Origin of the sequence: Zhongshania guokunii (assembly GCF_040892635.1) — a bacterium.
Classification (GTDB): domain Bacteria; phylum Pseudomonadota; class Gammaproteobacteria; order Pseudomonadales; family Spongiibacteraceae; genus Spongiibacter; species Spongiibacter guokunii.
In genome coordinates, this window is sequence record NZ_JBFRYA010000007.1 from 82688 (window position 1) to 106081 (window position 23394).

At 50.6% G+C, this 23394-nt stretch carries 20 protein-coding genes and 3 tRNA genes; 19 read left to right on the top strand and 4 right to left on the bottom strand.

Annotated features, from left to right (window positions below):
- Window positions 1-101 precede the first annotated feature (101 nt).
- From AB4876_RS09650 to AB4876_RS09680, 7 genes are all read left to right on the top strand, one after another.
- Entirely contained in the window at window positions 102-1979 is a 1878-nt protein-coding gene (locus tag AB4876_RS09650; protein WP_368381448.1) for a beta-ketoacyl synthase, read from the top strand.
- A gap of 100 nt (window positions 1980-2079) precedes the next feature.
- The gene (locus AB4876_RS09655) at window positions 2080-2502 is read left to right on the top strand and encodes a PilZ domain-containing protein (RefSeq protein WP_368381449.1); all 423 of its coding nucleotides are present in this window, start codon (window positions 2080-2082) and stop codon (window positions 2500-2502) included.
- A 123-nt stretch (window positions 2503-2625) separates the two neighbouring features.
- Window positions 2626-3144 (top strand): SRPBCC family protein, encoded by a 519-nt coding sequence (locus AB4876_RS09660; RefSeq protein WP_368381450.1) that lies wholly within the window; start codon window positions 2626-2628, stop codon window positions 3142-3144.
- A complete protein-coding gene (locus AB4876_RS09665) occupies window positions 3144-3701 on the top strand; it encodes a nitroreductase family protein (protein ID WP_368381451.1) in 558 nt (185 codons plus the stop codon). Before AB4876_RS09660 ends, AB4876_RS09665 begins: the two co-directional genes overlap by 1 nt.
- A 2-nt stretch (window positions 3702-3703) precedes the next feature.
- Window positions 3704-4534 (top strand): crotonase/enoyl-CoA hydratase family protein, encoded by an 831-nt coding sequence (locus tag AB4876_RS09670; RefSeq protein ID WP_368381452.1) that lies wholly within the window; start codon window positions 3704-3706, stop codon window positions 4532-4534.
- Between the two features lie 116 nt (window positions 4535-4650).
- Window positions 4651-5232, top strand: a complete 582-nt coding sequence (locus AB4876_RS09675) for a lysophospholipid acyltransferase family protein (RefSeq protein WP_301030331.1) — start codon at window positions 4651-4653, stop codon at window positions 5230-5232.
- A 124-nt stretch (window positions 5233-5356) separates the two neighbouring features.
- The gene (locus AB4876_RS09680) at window positions 5357-7513 is read left to right on the top strand and encodes a PQQ-dependent dehydrogenase, methanol/ethanol family (RefSeq protein ID WP_368381453.1); all 2157 of its coding nucleotides are present in this window, start codon (window positions 5357-5359) and stop codon (window positions 7511-7513) included.
- Window positions 7514-7563: 50 nt separating this feature from the next.
- Here the strand turns inward: AB4876_RS09680 and AB4876_RS09685 are convergent, their stop codons facing one another.
- Window positions 7564-8547 carry a hydrogen peroxide-inducible genes activator gene (locus AB4876_RS09685; RefSeq protein ID WP_368381454.1) on the bottom strand — a complete coding sequence of 328 codons (984 nt, stop codon included), beginning with the start codon at window positions 8545-8547 and terminating at the stop codon, window positions 7564-7566.
- An 81-nt stretch (window positions 8548-8628) separates the two neighbouring features.
- Here AB4876_RS09685 and AB4876_RS09690 point away from each other — a divergent pair, with 81 nt between their 5' ends.
- On the top strand, window positions 8629-9282 hold the full coding sequence (locus AB4876_RS09690; protein ID WP_368381455.1) for a carbonic anhydrase: 654 nt from the start codon (window positions 8629-8631) through the stop codon (window positions 9280-9282).
- Window positions 9279-10922, top strand: a complete 1644-nt coding sequence (locus AB4876_RS09695) for a SulP family inorganic anion transporter (RefSeq protein ID WP_368381456.1) — start codon at window positions 9279-9281, stop codon at window positions 10920-10922. The genes AB4876_RS09690 and AB4876_RS09695 overlap by 4 nt, the downstream gene beginning before the upstream one ends.
- A gap of 105 nt (window positions 10923-11027) precedes the next feature.
- On the opposite strand, the gene AB4876_RS09700 is transcribed toward AB4876_RS09695, so the two are convergent.
- Window positions 11028-12455, bottom strand: coding sequence for an OprO/OprP family phosphate-selective porin (locus tag AB4876_RS09700; protein WP_368381457.1), 1428 nt, complete (start codon window positions 12453-12455; stop codon window positions 11028-11030).
- A gap of 827 nt (window positions 12456-13282) precedes the next feature.
- Complete coding sequence (gene queD / locus AB4876_RS09705; protein WP_438273408.1) at window positions 13283-13639, bottom strand: 6-carboxytetrahydropterin synthase QueD; 357 nt, start codon at window positions 13637-13639, stop codon at window positions 13283-13285.
- 292 nt (window positions 13640-13931) lie between these two features.
- On the opposite strand from queD, the gene AB4876_RS09710 reads away from it, so the two are divergent.
- The 5 genes from AB4876_RS09710 (at window position 13932) to AB4876_RS09730 (ending at window position 16715) form a co-directional block, all read left to right on the top strand.
- Window positions 13932-14007 (top strand) — tRNA-Val (locus AB4876_RS09710).
- Window positions 14008-14026: 19 nt separating this feature from the next.
- Window positions 14027-14103, top strand: a tRNA-Asp gene (locus tag AB4876_RS09715).
- A gap of 80 nt (window positions 14104-14183) precedes the next feature.
- Window positions 14184-14260, top strand: a tRNA-Asp gene (locus AB4876_RS09720).
- Window positions 14261-14448: 188 nt separating this feature from the next.
- Window positions 14449-15813 carry a hypothetical protein gene (locus tag AB4876_RS09725; RefSeq protein ID WP_368381459.1) on the top strand — a complete coding sequence of 455 codons (1365 nt, stop codon included), beginning with the start codon at window positions 14449-14451 and terminating at the stop codon, window positions 15811-15813.
- Window positions 15810-16715: a 1-aminocyclopropane-1-carboxylate deaminase/D-cysteine desulfhydrase gene (locus AB4876_RS09730; RefSeq protein WP_368381461.1), complete on the top strand. Its 906-nt coding sequence runs from the start codon at window positions 15810-15812 to the stop codon at window positions 16713-16715. The genes AB4876_RS09725 and AB4876_RS09730 overlap by 4 nt, the downstream gene beginning before the upstream one ends.
- Here the strand turns inward: AB4876_RS09730 and AB4876_RS09735 are convergent.
- A complete protein-coding gene (locus AB4876_RS09735; RefSeq protein ID WP_368381564.1) occupies window positions 16702-17592 on the bottom strand; it encodes a DUF1853 family protein in 891 nt (296 codons plus the stop codon). The two genes, AB4876_RS09730 and AB4876_RS09735, sit on opposite strands and share 14 nt — an antisense overlap.
- Before the next feature lie 166 nt (window positions 17593-17758).
- Here AB4876_RS09735 and AB4876_RS09740 point away from each other — a divergent pair, with 166 nt between their 5' ends.
- The 5 genes from AB4876_RS09740 to pepN are packed head-to-tail and all read left to right on the top strand — an operon-like array spanning window position 17759 to window position 23342.
- Window positions 17759-18652, top strand: a complete 894-nt coding sequence (locus AB4876_RS09740) for an NAD(+) kinase (protein ID WP_368381462.1) — start codon at window positions 17759-17761, stop codon at window positions 18650-18652.
- On the top strand, window positions 18645-19493 hold the full coding sequence (locus tag AB4876_RS09745) for a rhomboid family intramembrane serine protease (protein ID WP_368381463.1): 849 nt from the start codon (window positions 18645-18647) through the stop codon (window positions 19491-19493). The genes AB4876_RS09740 and AB4876_RS09745 overlap by 8 nt, the downstream gene beginning before the upstream one ends.
- Window positions 19494-19531: 38 nt before the next feature.
- The gene (locus AB4876_RS09750; protein ID WP_301030287.1) at window positions 19532-19810 is read left to right on the top strand and encodes a YeaC family protein; all 279 of its coding nucleotides are present in this window, start codon (window positions 19532-19534) and stop codon (window positions 19808-19810) included.
- A gap of 4 nt (window positions 19811-19814) precedes the next feature.
- Complete coding sequence (locus tag AB4876_RS09755) at window positions 19815-20654, top strand: DUF2797 domain-containing protein (protein WP_368381464.1); 840 nt, start codon at window positions 19815-19817, stop codon at window positions 20652-20654.
- An 18-nt stretch (window positions 20655-20672) separates the two neighbouring features.
- On the top strand, window positions 20673-23342 hold the full coding sequence (pepN, locus tag AB4876_RS09760; RefSeq protein ID WP_368381465.1) for an aminopeptidase N: 2670 nt from the start codon (window positions 20673-20675) through the stop codon (window positions 23340-23342).
- Window positions 23343-23394: the final 52 nt, after the last annotated feature.

The following is a 23394-nucleotide window of genomic DNA, read 5'->3' on the forward strand; positions in this document are numbered from 1 at the left end:
GCGTAATCAACTGGTTTATTGGCAGTAATATTCTATTTTAATTATGCTGACAGGAATAGACTGAGCACCGGTAATCTTTGCTAATAAATTAAGGAATTGGTGTGAGTAAGCTCCCAGTAGTAGTTGGTTTTGGCGGCGTTAATCCTGCGGGTCGCAGCTCCTTTCATCACGGTTATCGACGGATGGTGGTCGATGCATTGCCAGAAGTGAAAGCGGCGCGTACCTACCGCAGTTTGGCTGCTATTATGGGGCTGCCTGTGGCGCAGGCTGACGACGAAGCTCAGCGTCGCTATATCCGCGAGCACACCTTAATTCGTAAAATTGAAGGCAATATTTTTGATGTCGATCAGGTGCCATGGAATAAACGCATGGCACTGAGTGGGCAGGGCGGTGACTTGCAGTTTGTTACGCGGTCGCGAGATTTACCGGATCAGCTGCCTGCGGGGTGGCGGGTGCAAGCCTTGGGTGACGGCAATGTGTCTGTCCATATTACAGACTCCTGTAATATTCTCTTACCGACCACTAGAAAAATTGAAGTGTCATCCGCAGGTCAGTTTCCAACGGGTTTTGATCCGGCAGCGCTATATGCTTCGCGCAGCCATCCTCGTGGCTTGCAGTTGGCGATTTGCGGTGTTTCCGACGCATTGAACTCAATGGGTATAGAGTGGCAAACGGTTATGGATCGTATAAGACCGGACCAAATGGGGGTTTATGCGAGTTCAGCGATGGCTCAGCTAGACGATAATGGTTTTGGTGGTCTGCTTGGCGCCCGGGCCAATGGCGGGCGAGTAAGTTCTAAAAACCTCGCGCTGGGCTTGGCAGATATGCCCGCCGATTTTGTTAGCGCCTATGTTTTGGGCAGTGTCGGCACGAGCGGGCCGAGCTTGGGCGCCTGTGCGACCTTCTTTTACAATTTGCGTCAAGCGGTTAATGAAATCCGCAGTGGCAGTGTGCGGGTGGCGGTTGTTGGCGTAGCTGAGTCGGGTGTTGACCCCCGAATTATTGATGGTTACTACACTATGGGGGCATTGGCCTCTGACGCAGATTTACTGAAGCTGGATGCGGCCAAGGGCTTGAGCGAGCCGGACCACCGTCGAGCGAGCCGACCTTTTAGTAGTAATTGTGGCTTTACCATCTCTGAGGCCTCGCAATTTATAGTGCTGTTTGACGATGAGCTTGCTATGGAGCTCGGGGCCCAAATTCACGGCGCTGTACCAGATGTTTTTGTGAATGCAGATGGCTACAAAAAGTCCATTTCATCGCCAGGGGTTGGCAACTACCTTACGGTGGCGAAAGCCTTGGCTTCAGCGGCGGGGATCATTGGCGAAGACGCGATTAAACACCGCAGCTTTGTGCAGTCCCATGGTACTAGTACACCGCAAAATCGTGTTACTGAATCCCATATACTGAATGAAACAGCAAAAACCTTTGGTATTGAGAAGTGGCCAGTAGCTGCAATAAAAGCGTATATCGGTCATAGCATTGGCGCCTCATCAGGAGATCAACTTATTGCGAGTCTCGGCGTTTGGAATGACAATATCATTCCTGGAATTAGCACTATTGATCATATCGCCGATGATGTGCACAGCAGCAATCTACGTTTGCAAAAAGAACATATGGAGTTCGAGTCAGACAGCTTAGATGTCGCCATTTTGAATGCCAAAGGTTTTGGCGGTAATAACGCCTCGGCAACTTTATTGTCGCCGCTGTTAAGTCAGAAATTACTGCGTGGCCGACACGGTAGCAAAGCGTGGCAGGGCTACCTAGAACGTCAGGAAAGCACTCGGGCCAGCGCGGCGGCCTATGACGATAAGGCCTGTGAAACGGGCTTTAGCGCCCTGTATAAATTTGGTGAAAACGTATTGGACGGCGATGATTTGGACATGAGTCGTGACGGTATTGGTATTAAAGGTTGGGCAACAAAAGTACAGCTGACTCGCGAATCGCCCTTCTCGGCATGGCTTGAGAGCGAAAAATAAGGATAATACGGGCTGAATTCAGGGTAATTACGGATATGGACTGTGGTTCTCCTGTGGCTTACTACTAGTGCTGAAATTAGAAGGAGTGGGAGTCGCCGTCATGAGAGAGTTTGTTCGCCATCCAAGTGACATTCATATGGATGTCAAGGTACTTAGCGAGCCAGGCTCGCGCCGAGGCCACTTGCATGATGTGAGTATGGCCGGCTTGTCCTGTTTAGTTGCCCGAGAGATTAAACCCGGTAGTAAAATAGAGTTTTATGTACCATCTATTACCGAAGAGTCTAGCGGTCGCGGCACGGTAATGTGGTGCAGGCCTAAACGCGAGAAGTTTCAGCTGGGTATACAGTTTAACCCTGGTAAAGATGCCTTCCGTGCGCGGATAGTTGAGCAGCTATGCCAAATCGAACACTATCGCCGTGAAGTAGAGGAGCTGGAGGGGCGTATTCTTGACAGCGATGAGGCTGCTGAAGAGTGGATTGCTCGTTATGCCGCTGATTTTGATAGACTGTTTTCCGGCGAGTAAATGTTTTCAGTGATAATTTTTTAGCCGCTAGCAGTTCGGTTGCTCAAGACAGGGCGTCAGTTTCGTGGTTGAATATATCCCCCGCTATGTCGGGGGATTTTTTTTGCGTAAAGGAAATACACCATGAAACACGAGGCGACGGCTCGCGTAGTCATCGATCTGCCAAAGGCAGAGGCGTGGGCATTGTTAAGGGATCTCTCGCTCGCCCATAATTATGTTCCCGCGGCTGTTCGCACCGAAATCACCAGCGATAAACCAGATGGCTTAGGCGCTAGTCGCCGGATTTATCAACGCTCGGGTAAAGGTGTTGATGAAACAATAACCGAGTGGAACGAGGGCCATGGTTTTGTTATTCGCCTACATAAAGGCGAAAAAGGCGCACCGCTGCCGTTTCGACGCGCCGCATTCCGCTATCGGCTTGAAGATGCTGGTCACAGCCGCACTGCGCTAACCACTAGCCTCATTTTTGATATGCGCTGGGGTTATTTTGGGCAACTGCTATACGAACGCATTTTGCATTATGTGTTTCGCGGCATAATCAGTGATATTGCGCTGGGCATGAAACAATATTATGAATCTGGCGAAGTAGTGAATAGTCATCAATTAAAGCAATTGCGCATTGGCGCGAGGCAAGAAGTTTAATGGAAGCCCTAAGCCTACTTACAACACGAAATTCGGCAGCAAAATTGGCGGCACCAGGACCAAGCGATAGCGAATTGGCCGAGTTGTTTGCGGCGGCAAGCCGCGCGCCTGACCATGGCCGCTTGCGGCCATGGCGGTTTTTATTAATTCGCGATAATGGTTTGTCTGCACTGGGTGATTTGTTTGCGGAGGCTGCGTTGCGCCGGGAGCCGACGTTGGGCGAGCCTGAGCTTGCACGTTTTCGACAACAGCCTTTGCGTGCGCCATTAATTATTGTGGTTGTTGCCTGCCTGCAAAACCACCCAAAAATCCCGCTAATAGAACAACAGTTGTCGGCGGGTTGTGCCGCTCACGGTATGCTCCTCGCTGCTGAGGCCTTGGGCTATGCCGGTATTTGGCGCACCGGTGCCAATGCATTCGATGCCCATGTTATGGCTGGCTTGGGACTTTCGGCCAATGAAGAGGTAAGTGGTTTTCTTTATATTGGCAGTCGAGAAGGGCGCGCTAAGCCCTTACCTGAGATAGCAATGGCCGATTACGTAAAAGACTGGAGATAATAATGAATACTGTCAGCCCCCCAACCTACAGCACTTTAGCTGTGCGTTTAGAAGAACATGTCGCTTGGGTTGCCTTAAATCGGCCCGAAAAAGCCAATGCCATGAATGAGCCTATGTGGAACGAGATTCAAACCTGCTTTGAATGGTTGGATAGCGAGCCAAGTGTCCGCGCGATTGTGCTGTGCGGAGAGGGGCGGCATTTTTGCGCGGGTATCGACCTGGCCATGTTTGCTGGCTTGGGGCAGGGTGCAGAAAGCGTCGAAAAATCTCGTTTTGTGGAACAGTTTCGCAGTGTCATTCTGCGTTTGCAGGGTAATCTCACCGCGATAGAGCGCTGTCGTAAACCAGTAATAGCTGCAATACAGGGCAGTTGTGTGGGTGGTGGCGTTGATATTGTCAGTGCCTGCGATATGCGTTTTTGCTGCGAAGGCGTGAAGTTTTCAATAAAAGAAATTGATATTGGTATGGTCGCCGATGTTGGCACTTTACAGCGCTTGCCGCATATTGTGCCGCAAGGAATCGTGCGCGAACTGGCCTATACTGGTCGCAATGTATACGCCGCAGAGGCCGAGAAAATTGGTTTGGTCAATCGTGCCTATGCATCGTATGAAGAAATGATTGAAGCGGTCTCTGAGCTTGCGCAAGACATTGCTCGTAAATCGCCCTTGGCGATTCGCGGTACCAAGCAAATGCTGATTTATACTCGCGATCACAGCGTGGCAGATGCCCTTAATTACCAGGCCACCTGGAATGCGGGCATGCTCAGTTTTGAAGATGTAATGCTGGCGATCGGCGCTAGCAGTGAAGGCAAGTCAGCAGATTATAAAGATTAAACTCAGCTGTACTGCCAAGCACTAAGTAAATGGGGTTTTGATTTTACTTGGTGCACAACCTCCCTTAAGCAACATCGCGCGCGGTTTAACGCGCCGCGTTAAGGTGTTTTTATTCTATGCAAGCTCGAACTATTTTTAAAACGCCATTACTTAGTGGTTTTTTTCGGTTGGTTTTTATAGGCCTCACTCGCCTGCGCGGGTGGCGCATTATCGGTGATAAGCCAACTGATAAAAAATACGTATTAATTGCTGCGCCGCACACCAGTAATTGGGATTTTCCTACCATGATGGCAGCCTCGTTTATCTTGCGGCTTGATGTGCACTGGATGGGCAAGCATACCCTGTTTCCAGCCGGGCCGCTGGGGGCGATTATGCGCTGGTTTGGTGGTATCGGTATCGACCGTCGCAAAAGCCATAATACTGTTGAGCAGATGGTAGATAATTTTAATCAGCGTGAAGATTTGGTGGTGATCATTACGCCAGAGGGCACACGCAGCAAGGTGAATTATTGGAAGGCCGGCTTTTACCATATTGCGGTTGGCGCTGGGGTGCCGATTTATATGGCCTATGTGGATACCAAATTAAAGCATGTGGGAATGGGGCCGGCGTTTTACCCCACGGGGGATTTCGATAAAGATATTCTCGAAATCAGAGCTTTCTACGCGGATAAAAGAGGCTTTAATCCGCACAGCGATTAAGTGATTGCTGCGCCGCTGTAGGAATTGGTCTGCGTTTAGAAAATATTTAGCAATATTAAAATAAAAATCGGTTGCCGCTTAACTGTGCGGCAGACAGTTAAAAACATAATAAATGGAAAACAATATGAAAACGCTGTTTGGTTTAGCCAATTCGCTGGCTGCCGCTTTTCTTTTAATTGTCTCTTTAAGTGCGGGTGCCGAGCCCATTGGCGCAATAAACACCGAGAGCATTGTGCGTAACGACAGTGCTAACTGGCTGTCCTATGGCAAAGACTACAAAGAGCAGCGCTACAGCGAGTTAGACCAAATTAACGTTGGTAATGTGGCCAAACTGGGCTTGGCTTGGTCCTTTGATACCGATTTTAATCGTGGCTTAGAGGCAACGCCAATTGTAGTTGATGGGGTTATCTACCTGACCGGCAACTGGAGCGTGGTATATGCGCTAGATGCCAGAGATGGCCAACTATTGTGGAAATATGACCCTAAGGTGCCAAAAGAGTGGGCGAAAATGGCCTGCTGCGATGTGGTTAATCGCGGGGTTGCGGTCTATGAAGGCAAGATCATTTTCGGCACCCTTGATGCTCGCTTAATTGCTCTCGACGCCACTACGGGCAAGCCGGTTTGGGAAACCAGCACGGCAGATTTAAGCGCTTATCCCTATACCATCACCGGTGCGCCGCGAGTGGCCAAGGGCAAGGTGTTTATCGGTAATGGCGGCGCCGAATACGGCGTGCGTGGCTATGTTAGCGCCTATGACGTCGATACTGGCGCTCAGCTTTGGCGGTTTTATACGGTGCCGGCCAACCCTGCTGATGGTTTTGAAAGCGAGGCAATGGCGCGCGCGGCAGAGACATGGACCGGTAAATGGTGGGAGTACGGCGGTGGTGGCACGGTATGGGATGCTATTGTTTACGACGACGAACTAGATCAACTCTATATTGGGGTAGGTAATGGCTCGCCGTGGGATGCGAAAGTTCGCAGCCCAGAGGGTGGTGACAATCTATATCTGTCCTCAATTGTTGCGCTTAACCCCGACTCTGGCGAGTATATTTGGCACTATCAGGAAACCCCTGCAGAATCTTGGGATTACACTGCAACCCAGCACATTATGCTGGCTGACATGGCAGTTGCCGGTGAGCAGCGCAAGGTTATTTGGCACGCGCCGAAGAATGGCTTTTTCTTTGTTATCGATCGCCATACCGGTGAATTAATTTCTGCTGAGCCTTATGCAGAGGTGAACTGGGCCAGCCATTACGACTTGGCAACGGGGCGGCCGGTAGAGGCCGACAAAGCGCGCTATCGCGATGGTGCTGAAGTAATTCGACCATCGGCGCTTGGTGCTCATAACTGGCAGGCAATGGCTTATAGCCCCCAGACTGGTTTGGTTTATATTCCCGCTATTGGTAGTTTGTTTGAATACAACTCAGTGGAAGAGTATTTGCACCAGTGGGGGCAGTGGAATGTCGGCGTTTATTTAAAGCAGGGCTCGGTTGTCGATCCGATACTGGCGCAATTACTAACCCAAAAACTCGTTCAGGGAAGTCTTCTCGCGTGGGACCCTGTCAAACAGCAGGCGGCTTGGCAGGTTCCTCATAAATTGACTTGGAATGGCGGTTTGCTCGCGACCGCTGGCGGTTTGGTGTTTCAGGGCTCGGCAGAGGGCGAGGTATTGGCTTTTCGGGCTGATAATGGCGATAAAGTCTGGTCGTTTGACGCGCGCACCGGGGTGATGGCGCCGCCAGTAAGTTATGAGGTTGATGGTGAACAGTATGTAACGGTGTTAGCGGGCTGGGGTGGTACATTTGGGTTGACGGCAGGTTTAGAACGCGATGTGGCGCCGCCACCGAGCCGAGTATTGACCTTCAGGCTAAGTGCAAATGGTGTTTTGCCCGAGAACCCCCTCAAGCAATTGCACGAGCCGCCAGCACGCCTGACCTCAGAGGAAACAGTCTTGACCAAAGGCCGCGATCTTTACTACGCCTACTGTGCCGCGTGTCATGGCACCGAAGTGATTTCCAATGGCGCAATACCGGATTTGCGTCATTTGCCCACGGCATTTCACAACAGTTTCAATGCTATTGTTTTGGACGGAATGATGAGCAAGGCGGGTATGGTTGGCTTTAGCGATGTTTTAACTGAGGATGATGCCTATGCGCTGCACGCCTATATTTTAGAGCGAGCAAATGTAGATCGCGAGTTGCGGGCGCAATCGTCGTGGTGGACTACGCTAAAGACGTGGCTTTTTTCCCTGGTGGCAACGGTAATGAGTTTGCTAATGTAAAAATATTGCTTACCGAGAGGTGTTTGGTTTGGGGGCTTTTGCTTTGGGCCTCAGCTATCGGTAGTTGTAATAATGCCACTTAATCGTTTGTTTATGATGGTGCGAATATCGGCGGCTAGCTCTCGATAGAATACTCTGTTCGGGGAGTTGGGTCGCCAAACTAAAGCGTGTTTCCTAAGGATTGAAATATTGTGTAGCTCACAAACATAAAGTGCTTCTGGGTCGTGCATTTCGGAGTGTACATACAAACCTGGCAAGAAGGCGACCCCCATTCCCATTACTACCATTTGGCGCAAGGTATCCAAGCTTGTGCCTTCGTAATCTCTTTGTAGGTCGGCTCCCCAGCGCTCGCATATTTCCTGAACCTGTAAATGAAAGTGGTGTTTTTCTTCTAGTGTTAATATTTTTTCGCCTCGTAATTTGCTCGGTGTAATGCTTTTCTGCCCGGCAAGCGGATGGTTTATTGGCACCACAAATTTTAGTGGCTCAATAAATAATGGCGTCATTGCTAGTTGAGTAATTGTCAGAGGTAACGGAACGATAGCTACGTCATAGACGCCATCTAATAAATCTTTTTGCAACTCGCGGTGGGTCGCTTCGCGAACGTATAGTTTTAAACTTGCGTGGAGATCATGCAGGTCAGGTAGTATATGGGGCAGTAAATATGGGCCGACAGTGGGTGGTACACCTAAGCGATAAGTTATTTGGTGGCCGTCACTTTTGGCGGCGGCCATATCCTCAAATTCTTTCATACTTAGTAAAACTTGGCGTGCGCCGTCAAGTAAGTCTCGCCCGCTAGGGGAGAGTATGGTGCCGGCTCGGGAGCGCTCAAAGAGAGAGGTATTTATCGTGGACTCAAGAATCGCAATTTGATTTGTGAGGGCGGGTTGACTCATTCCCAGTTCTTCGGCGGCGCGTCGGTAGTTTGCGTGTTTTGCTACTGCAACAAAATAACTTAGTTGCTTTATGCTTGGTGAGCTTGTTTTTGATGCCACAATTGTGCCTATTTTCTTATAACTTAAAGATATCAGCAAATACTATACCTTATTATTAAACTATCAAAGGATAATTGAATCCATATTGATCCTAGATTGTTCATTAACGAGGAAGTACCTGTGGAAGATATTATTCAAGGTGTTGCTAAATTTCAAAATGAGGTTTATCCGGGAAAGGAGACTGCGTTTCGCAAATTAGCGAATGGGCAAAATCCGGATGTTTTGTTTATCACCTGTGCCGATTCACGGATCGACCCTGGCATGCTAACGCAAACCCAACCAGGCGATTTGTTCATCTGCCGTAATGCAGGTAATGTCGTGCCGCCCCATAGCAACCAGACTGGTGGCATGACGGCGTCAATCGAGTTCGCTGTTGCTGCTCTTGGGGTATCGCACATTGTGGTATGTGGCCACAGTGATTGTGGTGCAATGAAGGGTGCGATAGATCCCAGTGGCTTAGAAGATCTTCCGCATGTTAAGGAGTGGCTGGGCCATTGCCGTGCAGCGCGCGAGATTGTAAAAGAGCGTCACGGCCATGTTGATAAATGCCACTTAGATGAAGTGTCGAAAGAGAATGTCCTTCTGCAGTTACAGCATCTGCGCACTCATGCTGCTGTGGCAGCAAAGCTGGCGAGTGGGAAAGTTCGTCTGCATGGCTGGATTTACAATATTGCCAGTGGTGAGGTGGAGTGCTACAACGACCAGCGTCAACAGTTTGAGCTTATGGACTCGGCTTACAGCCATTTATTTGCCGAGCATGGAGTGGCGGTATGAAGTTAGCTCGCGATAACATCCGGGGCGATATTACCGGTGGTATTACCGCTGGGGTGGTGGCCCTGCCACTCGCCTTGGCGCTAGGCGTGGCGTCGGGTTTGGGGCCAATGGCGGGTATCTATGGCGCCATTGCAGTCGGCTTTTTTGCCGCCTTGTTTGGCGGTACAAATTCGCAAATCTCCGGTCCTACGGGCCCAATGGTGGTGGTGCTGGCGGGGCTGTTTGCCAGCTTGTCTGGTGACGCTGCGCTGATTTTTACCACGGTAATGTTGGCGGGAGTAATGCAGATTGTCTTTGGCTTTCTGGGTGTTGGCCAATATATCCGTCTCGTTCCCTATCCCGTAATCTCGGGGTTTATGACGGGGATTGGCGCGATAATTATTATTCTGCAGCTGGGTCCGCTATTGGGGCATGATTCCCCAGGAAATCCCTTAGGTGCTTTGGCGAAGCTGCCGAATGCGGCGATGGATATCAATTTTGCTAATCTTGCGCTCGGTTTGGGCACTTTAGCGCTGGTGTTCTTTTGGCCGGCTCGGGCGGGTAAATATTTACCTGGACCGCTAGCAGCGCTGATTGCGGGTACCTTAATTGCCTTTTTTCTTTTTGATGTGCCGGTTCTTGGCGAGATTCCGTCAGGGCTACCGAGTATTCATTGGCCGGTCTTTGAGCAAAGTAAAGCCTTGCTGATCCTCGAGGCTGCTTTTATTTTGGCAGTGCTAGGTTCAATAGACAGTTTGCTGACCTCTTTGGTGGCAGACAATATGACCCGTGAGCGCCACGACAGTAATCGAGAGCTGATTGGTCAAGGTATCGGTAATACTGTCGCAGGCTTGATCGGTGGCATTGCGGGCGCTGGTGCAACCATGCGGACGGTGGTGAATATTCGCTCTGGTGGTCGTACCCGTGTGTCGGGAATGGTTCACGCGCTACTACTTTTAGCGATTGTGCTTGGTTTGGGGCCATTAGCCTCGAATATTCCTTTGGCGGTGTTAGCGGGTATTTTGGTAAAGGTTGGTTTAGATATTATCGACTGGAGCTATATCAAGCGCGCAAATCACGGCCCGCGCTGGGATCTTGCCTTAATGCTGTTAGTGCTGTCGTTAACTGTGTTTGTAGATTTGATTACCGCGGTGGCAGCTGGTGTGGTTTTGGCGGCATTAGCATTTGTGAAACAAGTCGGTCAATTGCAGATTGCCAGCTTGAAAAATACGCCTGAGCATCTTGATTCCGATGTAGAAAAAGCGTGTTTGGCGGAGTGCGGGGATCGCGTTGCGCTCTTCGAGTTTAGCGGCCCATTAAGTTTTGGTGCTGCGGCTGATCTTGGTCATCACGTGCGGGAGCACAGTGAAGTCGGTGCAAGGGTGCTTATTCTTGATTTCTCTCGTGTTCCATTTCTCGATGTGTCTGCCGTATTGGCGGTCGAAACTATTGCTAGTGACGCTGCCAGTAGTAATAAATTTCTGTACTTAGCAGGCATGAACGCTGACGTGCAGAAGGTGCTTGCGGGTATGAACAGCGGTGTTCCTGGCGACGGTGTTTATACTACGCGCTTGCAGGCTTTGAAAGCCGCTGAAAGCCTAGTTAAGTCGAGTGAGGTGAATAACAATAGTACCGTAACTGGTGCGCTTGTTATGGAGTGAGGGGTTCTGCGGCGGGTGGATTTGTTTATTCGCCCGCGGCAGTTGAATTACTTGTTTCAAGTGGAAGTACTAAAAAGGCGGCCTCACATATGAGGCCGCCTTTTTTTATAGTGCCATTTGTGCGCGGAAGGCTACAACATCGACATTATCGGCTTCTTCGCTGCCGCCGTTTTGAATCAGTGGGCCTGACTCTACTTCGTAGGCGCGGCTGTAACCGAACAGTATGCGTAGGTTGGCGTTTAGGTACCAATTTAGATTGAGACTAACACGTTGCTGGCTGCCACCTTGGATATCGGCATCTTCAAGGTCTACTTCATCAAGTCGTAAAGCAAGCTCCCATGCGCCCCAGTGATTTTGCGATAGATCAAAATTATTGCGAGGTTTGAGCATTTTGAATTCGCCGTCTGAGCCTTTATAGTTGCGTGCTTCCCCTGTTAATGTCCAGCCAAGCTGGAGATAGTGGGCGTTAAAGCGTAAGTCAGAACCGCCGTCGCGCTGGATGTCGGCTTGCCCCAATTCGGCTTGTGCTGAGAAACGGCCGTGCATGGCGGCGAGTTCAAGCCCTGATAGTTGGATTTCCTCAAAGCCAGCAATACTGCCGGTATCACTGAGATATAGGTCAGACATATTGGTGGTTTCGTAGCGCAAGCGCGGTGTTTTACCATTGCTCAGGCTGTTATTGTCATTGGCCTTGCGTAGACCAAGGCTGGCGCCGAGGTGAAGTAATTGTCCTGACTCGTTAATGGGAGCAAAGGTTGCTCTAACCCCGAAGCCGCCGCCTTCATCGGCGCCGTTGCCACTGGCCGAAACTGCGTCGCCGTAGACGCCACCTTTGAGCGACCAGTTCTGTCCCATTGTTTTGACGTTAATACCCATCGCGCGGTCAAAATGGGGCAGGGTTAGTGCTGAGAGCAGTGAGCGCTCGTTAAACATAATGTCGTTTGAACTTTCTTCGACTTCCATGCTGACGGAGTGTTTCTGATTACCAACGGTTATTTCTAAATTGGGCGTGGCGTCATATGCAACTAGCACGTCTTTTAGGGAGACACTGTTGCCGCCCCAATCTGCTTCAATATTATAAGAAAAGTCGCGGTTGAATTTGCCTCGTAGTGCCAATCGCACCCGGCGAAGTTCGGTGCCAGAGACGGCTTGCGCTGGGTCGCCGTTACTGCGCTTTTGCAGATCATCGTTCATGTGAGTGGTGCTGTCTGCGTGAATACGTCCACCGAGATTCATGGTGAAATCGCCATTTTCTGAGGAGACCACTAAGCCTTTATTAACGACCTCAGCAGTGGATGTCGTGCTTGAGCGCTTAGTTTCTTCTGTTACTGGCTCAAACGTACCGAGCTGAATTCTGTTGGCGCCTGGCTCAGTGAAGACTTGTTTGGTTTCACGGTCGACATAAAGATTTAGTTCCCGCTGTTGCTGTTGGGGGCTTTGAATAGAGGCTTTGCCATTAACGCTAAGATCGGCTAATGCTAACTGGGCACCACTGGCTAGTAGGATGCTTGCTGGCAGTAATAGGCGCTTCATTGATGTCTCTCCGTAAAAGCAATAATAAGGTATTTGGTTGGGCTTTATAGGTGTTGATGGCGAGCGCGCGGCCGGCCGTTTTTTAGGTTGGGCTTATTGTGCGGGCAGTTTATGACAAAAATATTACAAGCACTGTAATTTGTGACGGTAATGCTTCATTGATATTGCATATATATGACGAAATAGCTTGTGTCCTAAGTTTTACTGCCCGCCAGCTGGAAAATGTCGCGCTTCTGAAATCTAGGCCGGTAAATATAATGGGGCTCGTAGATTAAAGTGGGCGGGTAAGGGGCTGCTGTGATGAGGTGCTGTCTAAGGGCTTGAAAGCGACGTTGGCTAATAGGCTTCTGTTGCGGGTACTTGGCTGGACTTACAGGTCTTTGCTGTAAAAATATAGTCGCGTGAAATCAAAATGTCGGTGGGAAAAGCTTGCTTTTTTAAGCGAGGCTTTTGGTTGGGTCATTTCCTAGCGCTATTTGTTAGGTAACAGTCTTTTAGTACCTGGGTGGTTTAAGGTTGTCCACAGTATCTGTGGATAACTTGGTGGGTAACTTGTCGATTGTGCCTTGAGAGGGCGGCTGTATCGGGGCTTTAACAAATTGTTCAAAAAATAGTCATTTTAATAAAGCCTATAATAATCAATATGTTATGTGATTTTTAGAGTATTTTAATTAACTATTAATGGCTAAGTTATGAAACTTCGACCCTCAAGCCCTATCTGTGAATAAGTGTTACGTCAAGGGCTAAGTATTGTTACGTGTTACGTATTTTCCCTTATGCTTCGTTTTTCGTTTCAACTTGCCCCTGCTTAGTGCGCAGTTGCTTGTTTAGTCGCCTCGGTATATGCATCCGCTGGTGCATGTTTCCCGGATCTCGACCTTACTTAGTGCACCCAAGCCTGGTTTGAGTTGATCCCAGATCCAGATAGCTAAATTTTCGCTAGTTGGGTTTTCGAGGCCGGGGATGTCGTTTAAGTAGTAGTGATCAAGTCGATCGTAAATCGGCTTGAATATCTGCTTGAGTTCGGAAAAGTCCATAAACCAGCCAGTGTGTGGATCAACTTCGCCAGCTATATATAGGCGCACTAAAAAGCTGTGGCCGTGTAGGCGGCCACATTTGTGGCCGGCGGGTACATTAGGGAGCAGGTGCGCTGCCTCAAAAGTGAAGTCTTTGTAAATTTCCACGGGCGGCTCCAAGGGTGGTTTCGAAATTAGTGGTGCGACTGGCATAAGGTGTTAGTGTATTGGCCGGTCGAATTTGCGCCAATGGTAATCAGCTCTGGGGGTGCTGTACAGCTTGCTTTAATTTTGCGAGCTATGGAGGGGGCTTCTTTACCGGTTTGGCTGTTTTTTCTGTATAAAAAATGAGCAAAATCAGTGTTATAGCTTTTTTTTAAAGAAAATGTAAAAAAAACGGCCAGAGCGTTTGACAGGGGGAGTGGTTACTGTAGAATGCGCCTCACTCGATCGATGAGAGGGGTGATTAGCTCAGCTGGGAGAGCATCTGCCTTACAAGCAGAGGGTCGGCGGTTCGATCCCGTCATCACCCACCATTATCGTGTAAAAGTATGCGGACCGGTAGTTCAGTTGGTTAGAATGCCGGCCTGTCACGCCGGAGGTCGCGGGTTCGAGTCCCGTCCGGTCCGCCAACTTTTTATTTAGACCTCCCCTGTTTTTTTATCTTGCCTAATTGGTGCGCTAGCATCGCATTAGGTTTGATGCTGTTTCTGGACCGGTAGTTCAGTTGGTTAGAATGCCGGCCTGTCACGCCGGAGGTCGCGGGTTCGAGTCCCGTCCGGTCCGCCAACTATTCAGTTTATATCCTCCTTAGTTTGTCTCTGTTAAAGCCTTCTTAATCTACACCTTATTTTCTGCACGCATATTTAAATACAGTTTTACTATCAGCCCACCCTTAGTCTTCCTATAATGATTTGTTATAGACCGCCTTTTTTAGCGGTCACCGCGGTGAATTGCAGTTCGCTTGGGAGGTTCAATTGGGGGCGCTATCTGAAGCCATTGTTTTCTTTAACGACGGTAATGTTGTTAAAGAAATGTTTTTTGCCGAGTTTGAAGCGGTATTGGATGATGTTGTAGGCGTCCCCGACTTTGCTGGCGATGAAGTGCAGGCGGCCTTTGTTCAAATAGAAGGTAGTCTGAAAATTTTAGGCGCGGTGTTTTTTACCATTAGTTTCGATGCCAGAGGCCGAGTCGCTGGTAATTGGAATATCCCGCTACGGCATTTATTAGACCACGCTAGCCTTGGGCCAGATCTCGGTGCAGGGCCTATTCGGGTGGCTTGTCGCAGTGCGTGCCCAGTTGCGTGGTACCGCCGCCAGCTGTGGGATCCCGATATGAATAGCGGCGGCACCTTTCAAAGGATGAGTATTGCCGCCGAGCGCAATCGCCTAGGCATTATCAGTGAGCGCAGCGACAGATCTGCGCCGCAGAGTAATGTCGCCGATTTTTTTAGGCCGGCAGCCGGCAACGAGCCACTAGCGGCGCCTGTGGATCGTGCCGCTGGGAAACCCGCTCCATCGCCAAGCACGCCGCCGGCCACGGCATTTAATCGTCGTTATCGTGCCAAATTAGTGGCTTTGCGCAGTGCAGAAAAGCTGAACCTTCTTACGCAAGCGGAGGCATTTCAAAGCACCATTGATCGCCAGGCAGAGGACTTAACTCGTCAGCTCCGTGAGCGCGAGGCGCTGATTAAGGCGCAGAAAGAGCGTCTTGCCGAAATGAATCAGCAGCATAAAGAGCTGCAGAGTCTGCTCGAGGCGCAAACCCGTCTCATTAGCCAGAAAACCGATGAGATAGAAGCACTGTTAGAGCGCGGCGGTCAAGATCACAAGCAGCAGATTGCCGTGCTCCGTGCAGAGCACGCCGAGAGCCTTGAGCGCCAACTAAAAGAGCAGGCAATCAAGCTGGGTGAACCGCTGCACCGCCGCGAACGCGAGTTGTATTTGCGGGCGAAGGAAATTGTTGATTTACGTCGTGAGCTTAGTGTGTTGCGCGAGCAAAATCGCGGACTTATGTTGAGTAGTGATAATCAGCTGCTGCAGAACATGTCGGAAAAAGGCGTGGTTTTTGTGGCTTATCATCCCGGTGTTGAGCATTTGGTTATTAGCCAAGATGAGATGCCGGAGTACTTAAATAACCCACTGGCCTACGTTGCCTCGCGCTGTGAAGTGCCCGATGGGCAGTATCATGAATGGTTGGCTCACTATCGTTTGCCAATTTGCCGGCAGCGTGATCACAGCGGTCAGTATTGCGGCGAGCCAGTCACCAAGGTTATGAGGCCAATGTTGTTTAGGCCTGGTGAGAGCGATCGCTGCCATGAACACAGCGCCTCGCTGCGTTGAGCGATTTCACATCGGGTAGTTTGATCGAGCCGCTATACTGCCGCGACGGTGTGGCGGTGGATATATTGCGTCTCGATAAATTCGATGCTCTTGCGCCGGGCAATAAATGGTTTAAGTTGGCGCCTAACTTGGCGGCGGCGCAGCAAATGGGTTGTGAGACTCTAGTGAGTTTTGGTGGTGCTTATTCCAATCATCTTCACGCTTTAGCGGCGGTGGGTAAGGCCTGTGGTCTGGCAACCGTAGGCTGCGTGCGCGCCGATGAAGGTGTCGCGTTAAGCCCAACTTTACAAGATGCCGAGGCATGGGGGATGCGCTTACATTACCTGAGTCGCACGGACTACCGGCGGCGCCATGATCCGCAGTTTGTTGCTGAAATTCTGGCGCAGTATGAACAGCCTTTTCTGATACCCGAAGGTGGTGCCAATTCCTTGGGGGCTGAGGGCTGCGCTGCTATTGCCGAATTGATTCCAAATTTTGGGCGCGATTACGGCGCCGTAGTTGTTGCCTGCGGCACCGGCACAACCTTGGCCGGATTGGCGGCGAAGGTTGTCGATTCGGTTCAGTTAATCGGTATTCCCGTGCTAAAAGCGGAGGCTTATATGGCCGGTGATATCAGTAAATTGCTGACGACCATGGGCAGCGAGCGCCGAAATTGGCGCTTAGATTTTCGCTTTCACGGTGGTGCCTACGCGCGTTTATCGGATGAATTGCGCAACTATATGCTGGGCTTTGAGGCCGAGCACGGCGTCGTCCTCGATCCGGTATATACCGCCAAGATGATGTGGGGGCTGGAGCATATGCTCCAGCAGGGTGAGTTTGCAGAAGGTAGCCGCGTCTTGGCTGTTCACAGTGGTGGTTTGCAGGGGCGCCGCGGCTTTCCGAGTTTGCTCAAGGCGTCGTAGGCCAGCGGTCGGGCACCAAGAAACAGCGCTGCTCGGCGGCATTAATAATCATAATTGGTCGCTCTTGGGCGCTGTTGAGTTGCTCTTCGCTTAGTTCACTGGCCGAGGAAAAGTGGTTTTCTAGCCAGCTTGGTTTGGCAAGATAGCGCCATAGCTGGGGCTCGGTCTGATTGGCTGCAATGAATTCGCTAAGGGTTTGCCAGTGGCCGCGCTGGTGCAGTGGATTGAGGTGGGGGTTCAGAGCTTGTTGCTGGTCGCCGGTACCGAGGGGATAGAAAAGCATACCGCTAATTTGCAGTTGTTGTGCTGGTTTTTCAATATTGTATTGGCGCAGGGTGTCGCGGCCAGCGTCGGTATTGGCGAGGGGCAGCTGATGCTCGGTTAAACGCGCGAGTTTGCGGTCTAGGCGGTCGGCGCGATTGGGGCCAAACCAATGTTTGAGTGAGGCGGCTTGCTGATTTATGTTGAGGTTGAGAAAAAACTTTACGGCGAGCTCTAAGTGTATTGCTTGGCCAGTGTGGTGGCAGTAATACAGCACGTCAAACTCACCTAGGGTTGTATTGCCATCGCGCACCGGAATGTTGTGGGCGATGAGCTCTGTGGCGGGATCTTCGCGCAAAAAGAAATGCCACAGGCTTTCAAAGACGAGGCCGAGGCGCTTGCTGTGGCAGTGTTCGTGTAAATAGCGGCGCAGTGGTTGGTCGTCGTGGTCTAGGGTGTTGAGCCAATCGCGGCGCGCTGTATTTAGTGAGAGTTGGGGCGTGGTGATGTTGCGGCCGCCGCTCTGTATTGAATTTAATAGCGGTGGGCTGAAACAGCTCCACGCTAGGGCTGATACGAGTGGTGACTTAAAACTGCTGCAATCGGAAAAAATAATAGCGTGCCTCCTTGTGGGATAGGCCGAAGAGCGCTGATAGCGGCATTAGCGTTAATACGCGGTGTTTAACTTGCGATTAGGCGCGGTTGTGTCTCAAACTCCACTGCAGGGGTCATATTTGGCGCGCTTCTGTATAATAGGCGCCCCAAGATAAGCAGTAGGTATTATGGAACAGTTTCGCAATATAGGTGTGATAGGGCGGGAAGGCAATGGCGTGGCGGATACCCTGCGTCGCTTACTCGACTTTCTGTTGCTCCGAGAACTCAGCGTTGTGCTCGATGAAGCGGTTTCTGAATTATTGCCTGGGCATGATTTGCGGGTGAGCTCGCGGCGAATGATCGGCGAAGTTTGCGACCTGATTATTGTGGTTGGGGGCGATGGCAGCTTGCTTGGGGCTGCCCGTACACTGGCGCGTCACAATGCGCCGGTATTGGGTGTAAACCGTGGCCGGCTCGGTTTTTTGACCGATATCTCTCCAGACGAAATAGAGCTTCAAGTCGGCGCGGTATTGGACGGACACTACCGTCTTGAAAAGCGTTTCTTGCTTGATGTTGAAGTGATTCGCGACGGTCAGCCTGTGGGCAAGGGCGATGCACTCAATGATGTCGTGCTTAACTCGGGCACATCGGGCCATATGATGGAGTTTGAACTCTATGTTGATGGCGAGTTTGTTTATCGCCAGCGTTCTGACGGCTTAATTATTGCCACGCCGACGGGTTCCACCGCGTATTCCTTATCGGCCGGTGGGCCAATAATGCATCCGCGCTTAGATGCCATCGTTATCGTGCCCATGTTTCCCCATACCTTAAGTAGCCGGCCGATTGTGATTGACGGCAAAAGTGAAATTAAAATGGTGGTGGGCAAAAACAATGTTGTGCAGCCGCCGGTGACCTGCGATGGCCAATTGCGTATTACCTCGCAGCCGGGCGACAGTATTTACGTGCGTAAAAAACCCCATAAAATGCGTTTGGTACACCCTCTAGACCACAGCTTTTACGCCAGTTGCCGAGATAAATTGGGCTGGGGTGGGCAGATTGGTAAAGAGGATGAGGATGTCTGAGTATATTGGTTTGCGCTTGCCGTTGACGGCAAATTTAGAAAAATTTTCAGCTTTGTTGTGGCAGTTGTCGCTCCCCCATCGCATTGCCGAAGAAAAGGGCATGCTGGTGCTGTGGGTGGGCTCGACCGCCCATGTTGAGCAGGTTAAAGAATTGTATCAGCGCCTAGAGTCTGGCGAGCTGCAACTTAGTGAGGCGCCCCAGCCGATCGCCGTTAAAAAAACCGGGGGCTGGTATCGCAATTTAGCGACGGTGCCGGTGGTGGTGGCGCTATTACTCTTAAGTTTGGCAGGCAGTATTTTGCCTTATCTCGATCGTCAGTTTGAGATCTTACCGCTGCTTAGTTTTTATCAGCTGCATGTCGTAGGTGGCGAGTTGCAGGGCGACTGGCCTAAGGGGCAATTGTGGCGTTTAATTACCCCCGCTTTTTTGCACTTTGGCTTGATGCATATTGTTTTTAACAGTCTATGGCTTTGGGAGCTGGGCGGCATGATCGAGCGGCGCCAAGGCATGGTGCGGATATTGGGCTTGGTGCTGCTGATTGCCGCGGGCTCGAATATTGCCCAGGCAATGACTGGGGTGTCACTGTTTGGGGGGATGTCGGGTGTAATATACGGCCTGTTGGGTTATATCGTGGTGTGGAATCGCTTACGGCCGGCAACGCCTTTTCCCCTAGTTAATGGAGTGGCGGTAGTCATGGTGGTTTGGCTACTGGTGTGTATGGCTGGTTTTACCGAGCTGCTTGGGCTCGGCGCGGTGGCCAATACTGCCCATCTCAGTGGCTTGGTTTTAGGCTTGATCTTGGGCTTGGCGGCGGCCTTGCTAGATCGCAAGCCGGCATAATGTGTGGTTGGTGAAAACTAATTTAAGTGAGTGTAGTGATGGATTTTGAGCAGTTGATTGACAATATTAGCCCGGCAATTTATGAAGGGCTTAAGCGTGCGATAGAAATTGGTAAGTGGCCCGATGGCCGCGTGTTAACGCAAGAGCAGCGCGAGCACTGTATGGCTGGGGTGATTGCTTACGACTTAAAGAGCCGCGCTGAGAATGAGCGGGTTGGCTATATTGATCGCGGTAAAAAGGCCGAGGGCGAAGTCTGTGGTGACGACCATGATCACAGCGACAATGATGCCGATCAAATTTTAAAGTGGGCGGAATAGGCCCATGACTGAGTTTGTAATGGCGGGTGCCGTGGCTAAAATGAAGACCCATTTAGATGGGGATTTAGCCTGTTACACCATGCCGATTGGCGAGCAGTTACTGCCAATGAACGAGCTGATTGGCAAACGCTTGCAGATGGTGTTTAAGCAGCAAATTAACTGCGTACACTGTGGGCGGCTGACCAAAAAAAGCTTTAATCAGGGCCATTGCTACCCCTGTTTTCAGCGTTTGGCGCAGTGCGATATTTGCATTGTTAGTCCCGAGAAATGTCATTATGCGGCGGGCACTTGCCGTGAACCGGAGTGGGGCGAAAGTCACTGCATGATTGATCATGTGGTGTACTTGGCAAATTCCTCAGGCTTGAAGGTGGGTATCACCCGCGGAACCCAAGTGCCTACCCGCTGGATAGATCAGGGCGCAGTGAGCGCGCTGCCAATTTACCGCGTTAGTACCCGTTTGCAATCGGGTTTGGTTGAGACCATTTACAAAAATCATGTTGCCGATAAAACTAGCTGGCAGGCCATGCTAAAGGGCTCGCCGGACGATCAGGATTTGTTTGCGCGACGCGACGCACTGGCCGAAGCTTGCGCCGACGAGATCGCGGAACTACAGCAGCGTTTTGGTTTGCAAGCTATTCAACCCCTCAATACGGCGGTGGTGCAGAACATTGACTACCCCGTTAGCGAATATCCGCTTAAAGTAAAATCCTTTAATTTAGACAAGGTGCCTGAGTTAGAAGGCACCTTGATGGGTATCAAAGGTCAGTACTTGATTTTTGATACTGGGGTAATAAATATCCGGAAATACGCCGGTTACCATATTGAATTAAGTAGCGAGTCTTAGCGGCTCAGGAGTTGTTTCATGCGCGACGCGCAGCCGAGTACGATTTATTTAAGTGATTACCAAGTGCCAGCGTATTTGATTGATACCACGGAGCTGGCGTTTGAATTAGGTGAAGACAGCAGCTTGGTCACCTCCCTGCTGCATATTCGTCGCAACCCTGCTGCGAATCAGCTGGGCGCGGCCTTGGTTTTACACGGCACTGAGCTTGAGTTGTTGTCGCTGGCGATTGATGGCCGCGTGCTTACCGCCAGCGAGTGGAGCCAAAGCGGTGAGCAATTGGTGATTGCCGACGTGCCCGAGGCTTTCGTGCTGCGTTGCGAGACCCGTATTCGTCCGCAGGAAAACACCTCCTTAGAAGGTTTGTATAAATCCAGCGGCATGTTTTGTACCCAATGCGAAGCCGAAGGCTTTCGCAAAATCACTTACTATCTAGATCGCCCAGATGTGATGTCGGTGTTTACTGTTGAGATAACTGCCGATGCCCAGCGCTACCCCGTATTGCTGTCTAACGGCAACTTAGTGGCTACCGAGACCCTAACTGACGGTCGTCATAAAACCGTTTGGCAAGATCCCTTCCCGAAGCCAGCTTATTTGTTCGCCTTGGTGGCAGGCAAATTGTCGTGCGTAAGCGACAGTTTCCGCACCATGAATGGTCGCGATGTAGATTTAAAAATCTATGTTGAAGACAAAGATCTCGATAAGTGTGATCACGCCATGGCCTCGCTTAAAAATGCCATGCGTTGGGATGAAGAAGTTTACGGCCGAGAATACGATCTCGATATTTTTAATATCGTCGCGGTTGACGATTTTAATATGGGGGCAATGGAGAATAAGAGCCTTAATATTTTCAATACCTCCTGTGTTTTGGCTAAGCCAGAAACCACTACCGATGCCGGCTTTCAGCGGGTAGAAGGCGTGGTTGCTCACGAGTATTTTCACAATTGGTCGGGTAACCGAGTTACCTGCCGCGATTGGTTTCAGCTAAGTTTAAAGGAAGGCTTTACGGTATTTCGCGACTCGGAGTTTTCTGCCGATATGGGCTCGCCAACAGTGAAGCGGGTAGAAGACGTTACTCTGCTGCGCACCGCGCAATTTGCCGAAGACGCCGGCCCAATGGCCCACCCCATTCGCCCAGATTCCTTTATTGAAATCTCCAATTTTTACACGGTAACTGTGTATGAAAAGGGCGCCGAAGTGGTGCGGATGATCCACACCTTATTGGGTCCCGATGCCTTCCGTAAAGGCAGCGATCTGTATTTTGAACGCCACGACGGCCAAGCCGTTACCTGCGAAGATTTTGTGTTGGCCATGGAAGCGGCGAGTGGCGTTGACCTGAGCCAATTCCGCAACTGGTATTCGCAAGCCGGTACACCCAAATTGTCGGTGAGCGGTGATTACGATGCCGAGCAACAAAGCTATACCCTGAATGTTAGCCAGTCCTGCCCTGCGACGCCGGGTCAGAGCAGTAAGGCGCCATTTCATATCCCGCTTAAGGTTGCTTTACTGGGTGAGGCGGGGCAGCTGCCTTTGCAATTACTGGGCGAGTCGGCCAATGTCGAGAGTGCCGATAATACCGAAATGGTATTAAACGTGACGGAGCAAACGCAGAGCTTTACTTTCACTGGCATTAATGAACTGCCGGTACCGAGCTTGCTGCGTGGCTTCTCTGCACCGGTAAAACTGGACTTTGACTACAGTCGTGAGCAATTGCTGCGCTTAATGCGCGGTGACAGCGACGGCTTTTGTCGCTGGGATGCCAGTCAGCAACTTGGTCTGGCGGAGATTAAGCGCGCGCTTGCCGATGTGGCTGCTGGGCAAAACGTGGCGCCCGATGCCGCTTACCTAGCAGCTTGTCGCGATTTACTTAGCGATGGGAGCCTCGACGGAGCAATGGTGGCAATGATGTTGCAACTGCCATCTGAGGCGTATTTGGCTGAAATCTTCCATCCGGTCGATGTTTTGGCAATTCACCACGCGCGTGAGGCGCTGCGTTTAGCTATCGCCACAGCCTTACAGCTTGAGCTGCTAGACTGCTACAATCGCTGCTGCAGCGATGCGCCTTATGCCGCGGATGCCGAGCAAATCGCTCAGCGCAGCTTAAAAAATACCGCTTTGGCGTATTTGATGCTTTTGGATAATGAGTCGGCACGAGAGCTCGCAACCGCTCAGTTTGAAAATAGTGAGAATATGACGGACCGCCTTGCCGCGCTCAATGCACTGGTTAATAGCGCAGCGCCGTATAAGGCTAAAGCCTTACAAAGTTTTTATCAAAACTGGCAGCACGAGCCGTTAGTCATAAATCAGTGGTTTCAAGTGCAGGCAATGTGTCGTCTGCCTGGCAGTTTGGAAACCGTGCAGGGCTTAATGAACCATCCTGCCTTTGATATTCGCAATCCAAATAAAGTAAGGGCTTTGATTGGTGCATTTTGTGGTCAGAATGGTGTCAATTTCCATCGCGAGGATGGTGCGGGTTATCGGTTCTTGGGCGATCAGGTCATTATCCTGAATCGCAGCAACCCGCAGATAGCCTCGCGCTTACTGGTGCCGCTAACCAAGTGGCGCAAATATTTGCCTGCCGCCCAGCAGTTAATGTGTGCGGAATTGCAGCGAATTCTCGCTGAACCAGATTTGTCCAGCGATGTGTACGAGGTGGTGTCGAAGAGTCTGCAAGATTACGATATGGAATAAGCATTACTTTTGTTATAACCATATTCGCATATGTTATAAGTGCATGATTTTA

What these genes read in the sequence shown, in the direction of transcription:
- AB4876_RS09740 (WP_368381462.1), top strand. Translation starts at nt 17,759, where the DNA reads ATGGAACAGTTTCGCAATATAGGTGTGATAGGGCGGGAAGGCAATGGC.
- AB4876_RS09680 (WP_368381453.1), top strand. Translation starts at nt 5,357, where the DNA reads ATGAAAACGCTGTTTGGTTTAGCCAATTCGCTGGCTGCCGCTTTTCTT.
- pepN (WP_368381465.1), top strand. Translation starts at nt 20,673, where the DNA reads ATGCGCGACGCGCAGCCGAGTACGATTTATTTAAGTGATTACCAAGTG.
- AB4876_RS09675 (WP_301030331.1), top strand. Translation starts at nt 4,651, where the DNA reads ATGCAAGCTCGAACTATTTTTAAAACGCCATTACTTAGTGGTTTTTTT.
- AB4876_RS09745 (WP_368381463.1), top strand. Translation starts at nt 18,645, where the DNA reads ATGTCTGAGTATATTGGTTTGCGCTTGCCGTTGACGGCAAATTTAGAA.
- AB4876_RS09700 (WP_368381457.1), bottom strand. Translation starts at nt 12,455, where the DNA reads ATGAAGCGCCTATTACTGCCAGCAAGCATCCTACTAGCCAGTGGTGCC.
- AB4876_RS09655 (WP_368381449.1), top strand. Translation starts at nt 2,080, where the DNA reads ATGAGAGAGTTTGTTCGCCATCCAAGTGACATTCATATGGATGTCAAG.
- AB4876_RS09660 (WP_368381450.1), top strand. Translation starts at nt 2,626, where the DNA reads ATGAAACACGAGGCGACGGCTCGCGTAGTCATCGATCTGCCAAAGGCA.
- AB4876_RS09665 (WP_368381451.1), top strand. Translation starts at nt 3,144, where the DNA reads ATGGAAGCCCTAAGCCTACTTACAACACGAAATTCGGCAGCAAAATTG.
- AB4876_RS09750 (WP_301030287.1), top strand. Translation starts at nt 19,532, where the DNA reads ATGGATTTTGAGCAGTTGATTGACAATATTAGCCCGGCAATTTATGAA.
- AB4876_RS09695 (WP_368381456.1), top strand. Translation starts at nt 9,279, where the DNA reads ATGAAGTTAGCTCGCGATAACATCCGGGGCGATATTACCGGTGGTATT.
- AB4876_RS09670 (WP_368381452.1), top strand. Translation starts at nt 3,704, where the DNA reads ATGAATACTGTCAGCCCCCCAACCTACAGCACTTTAGCTGTGCGTTTA.
- AB4876_RS09755 (WP_368381464.1), top strand. Translation starts at nt 19,815, where the DNA reads ATGACTGAGTTTGTAATGGCGGGTGCCGTGGCTAAAATGAAGACCCAT.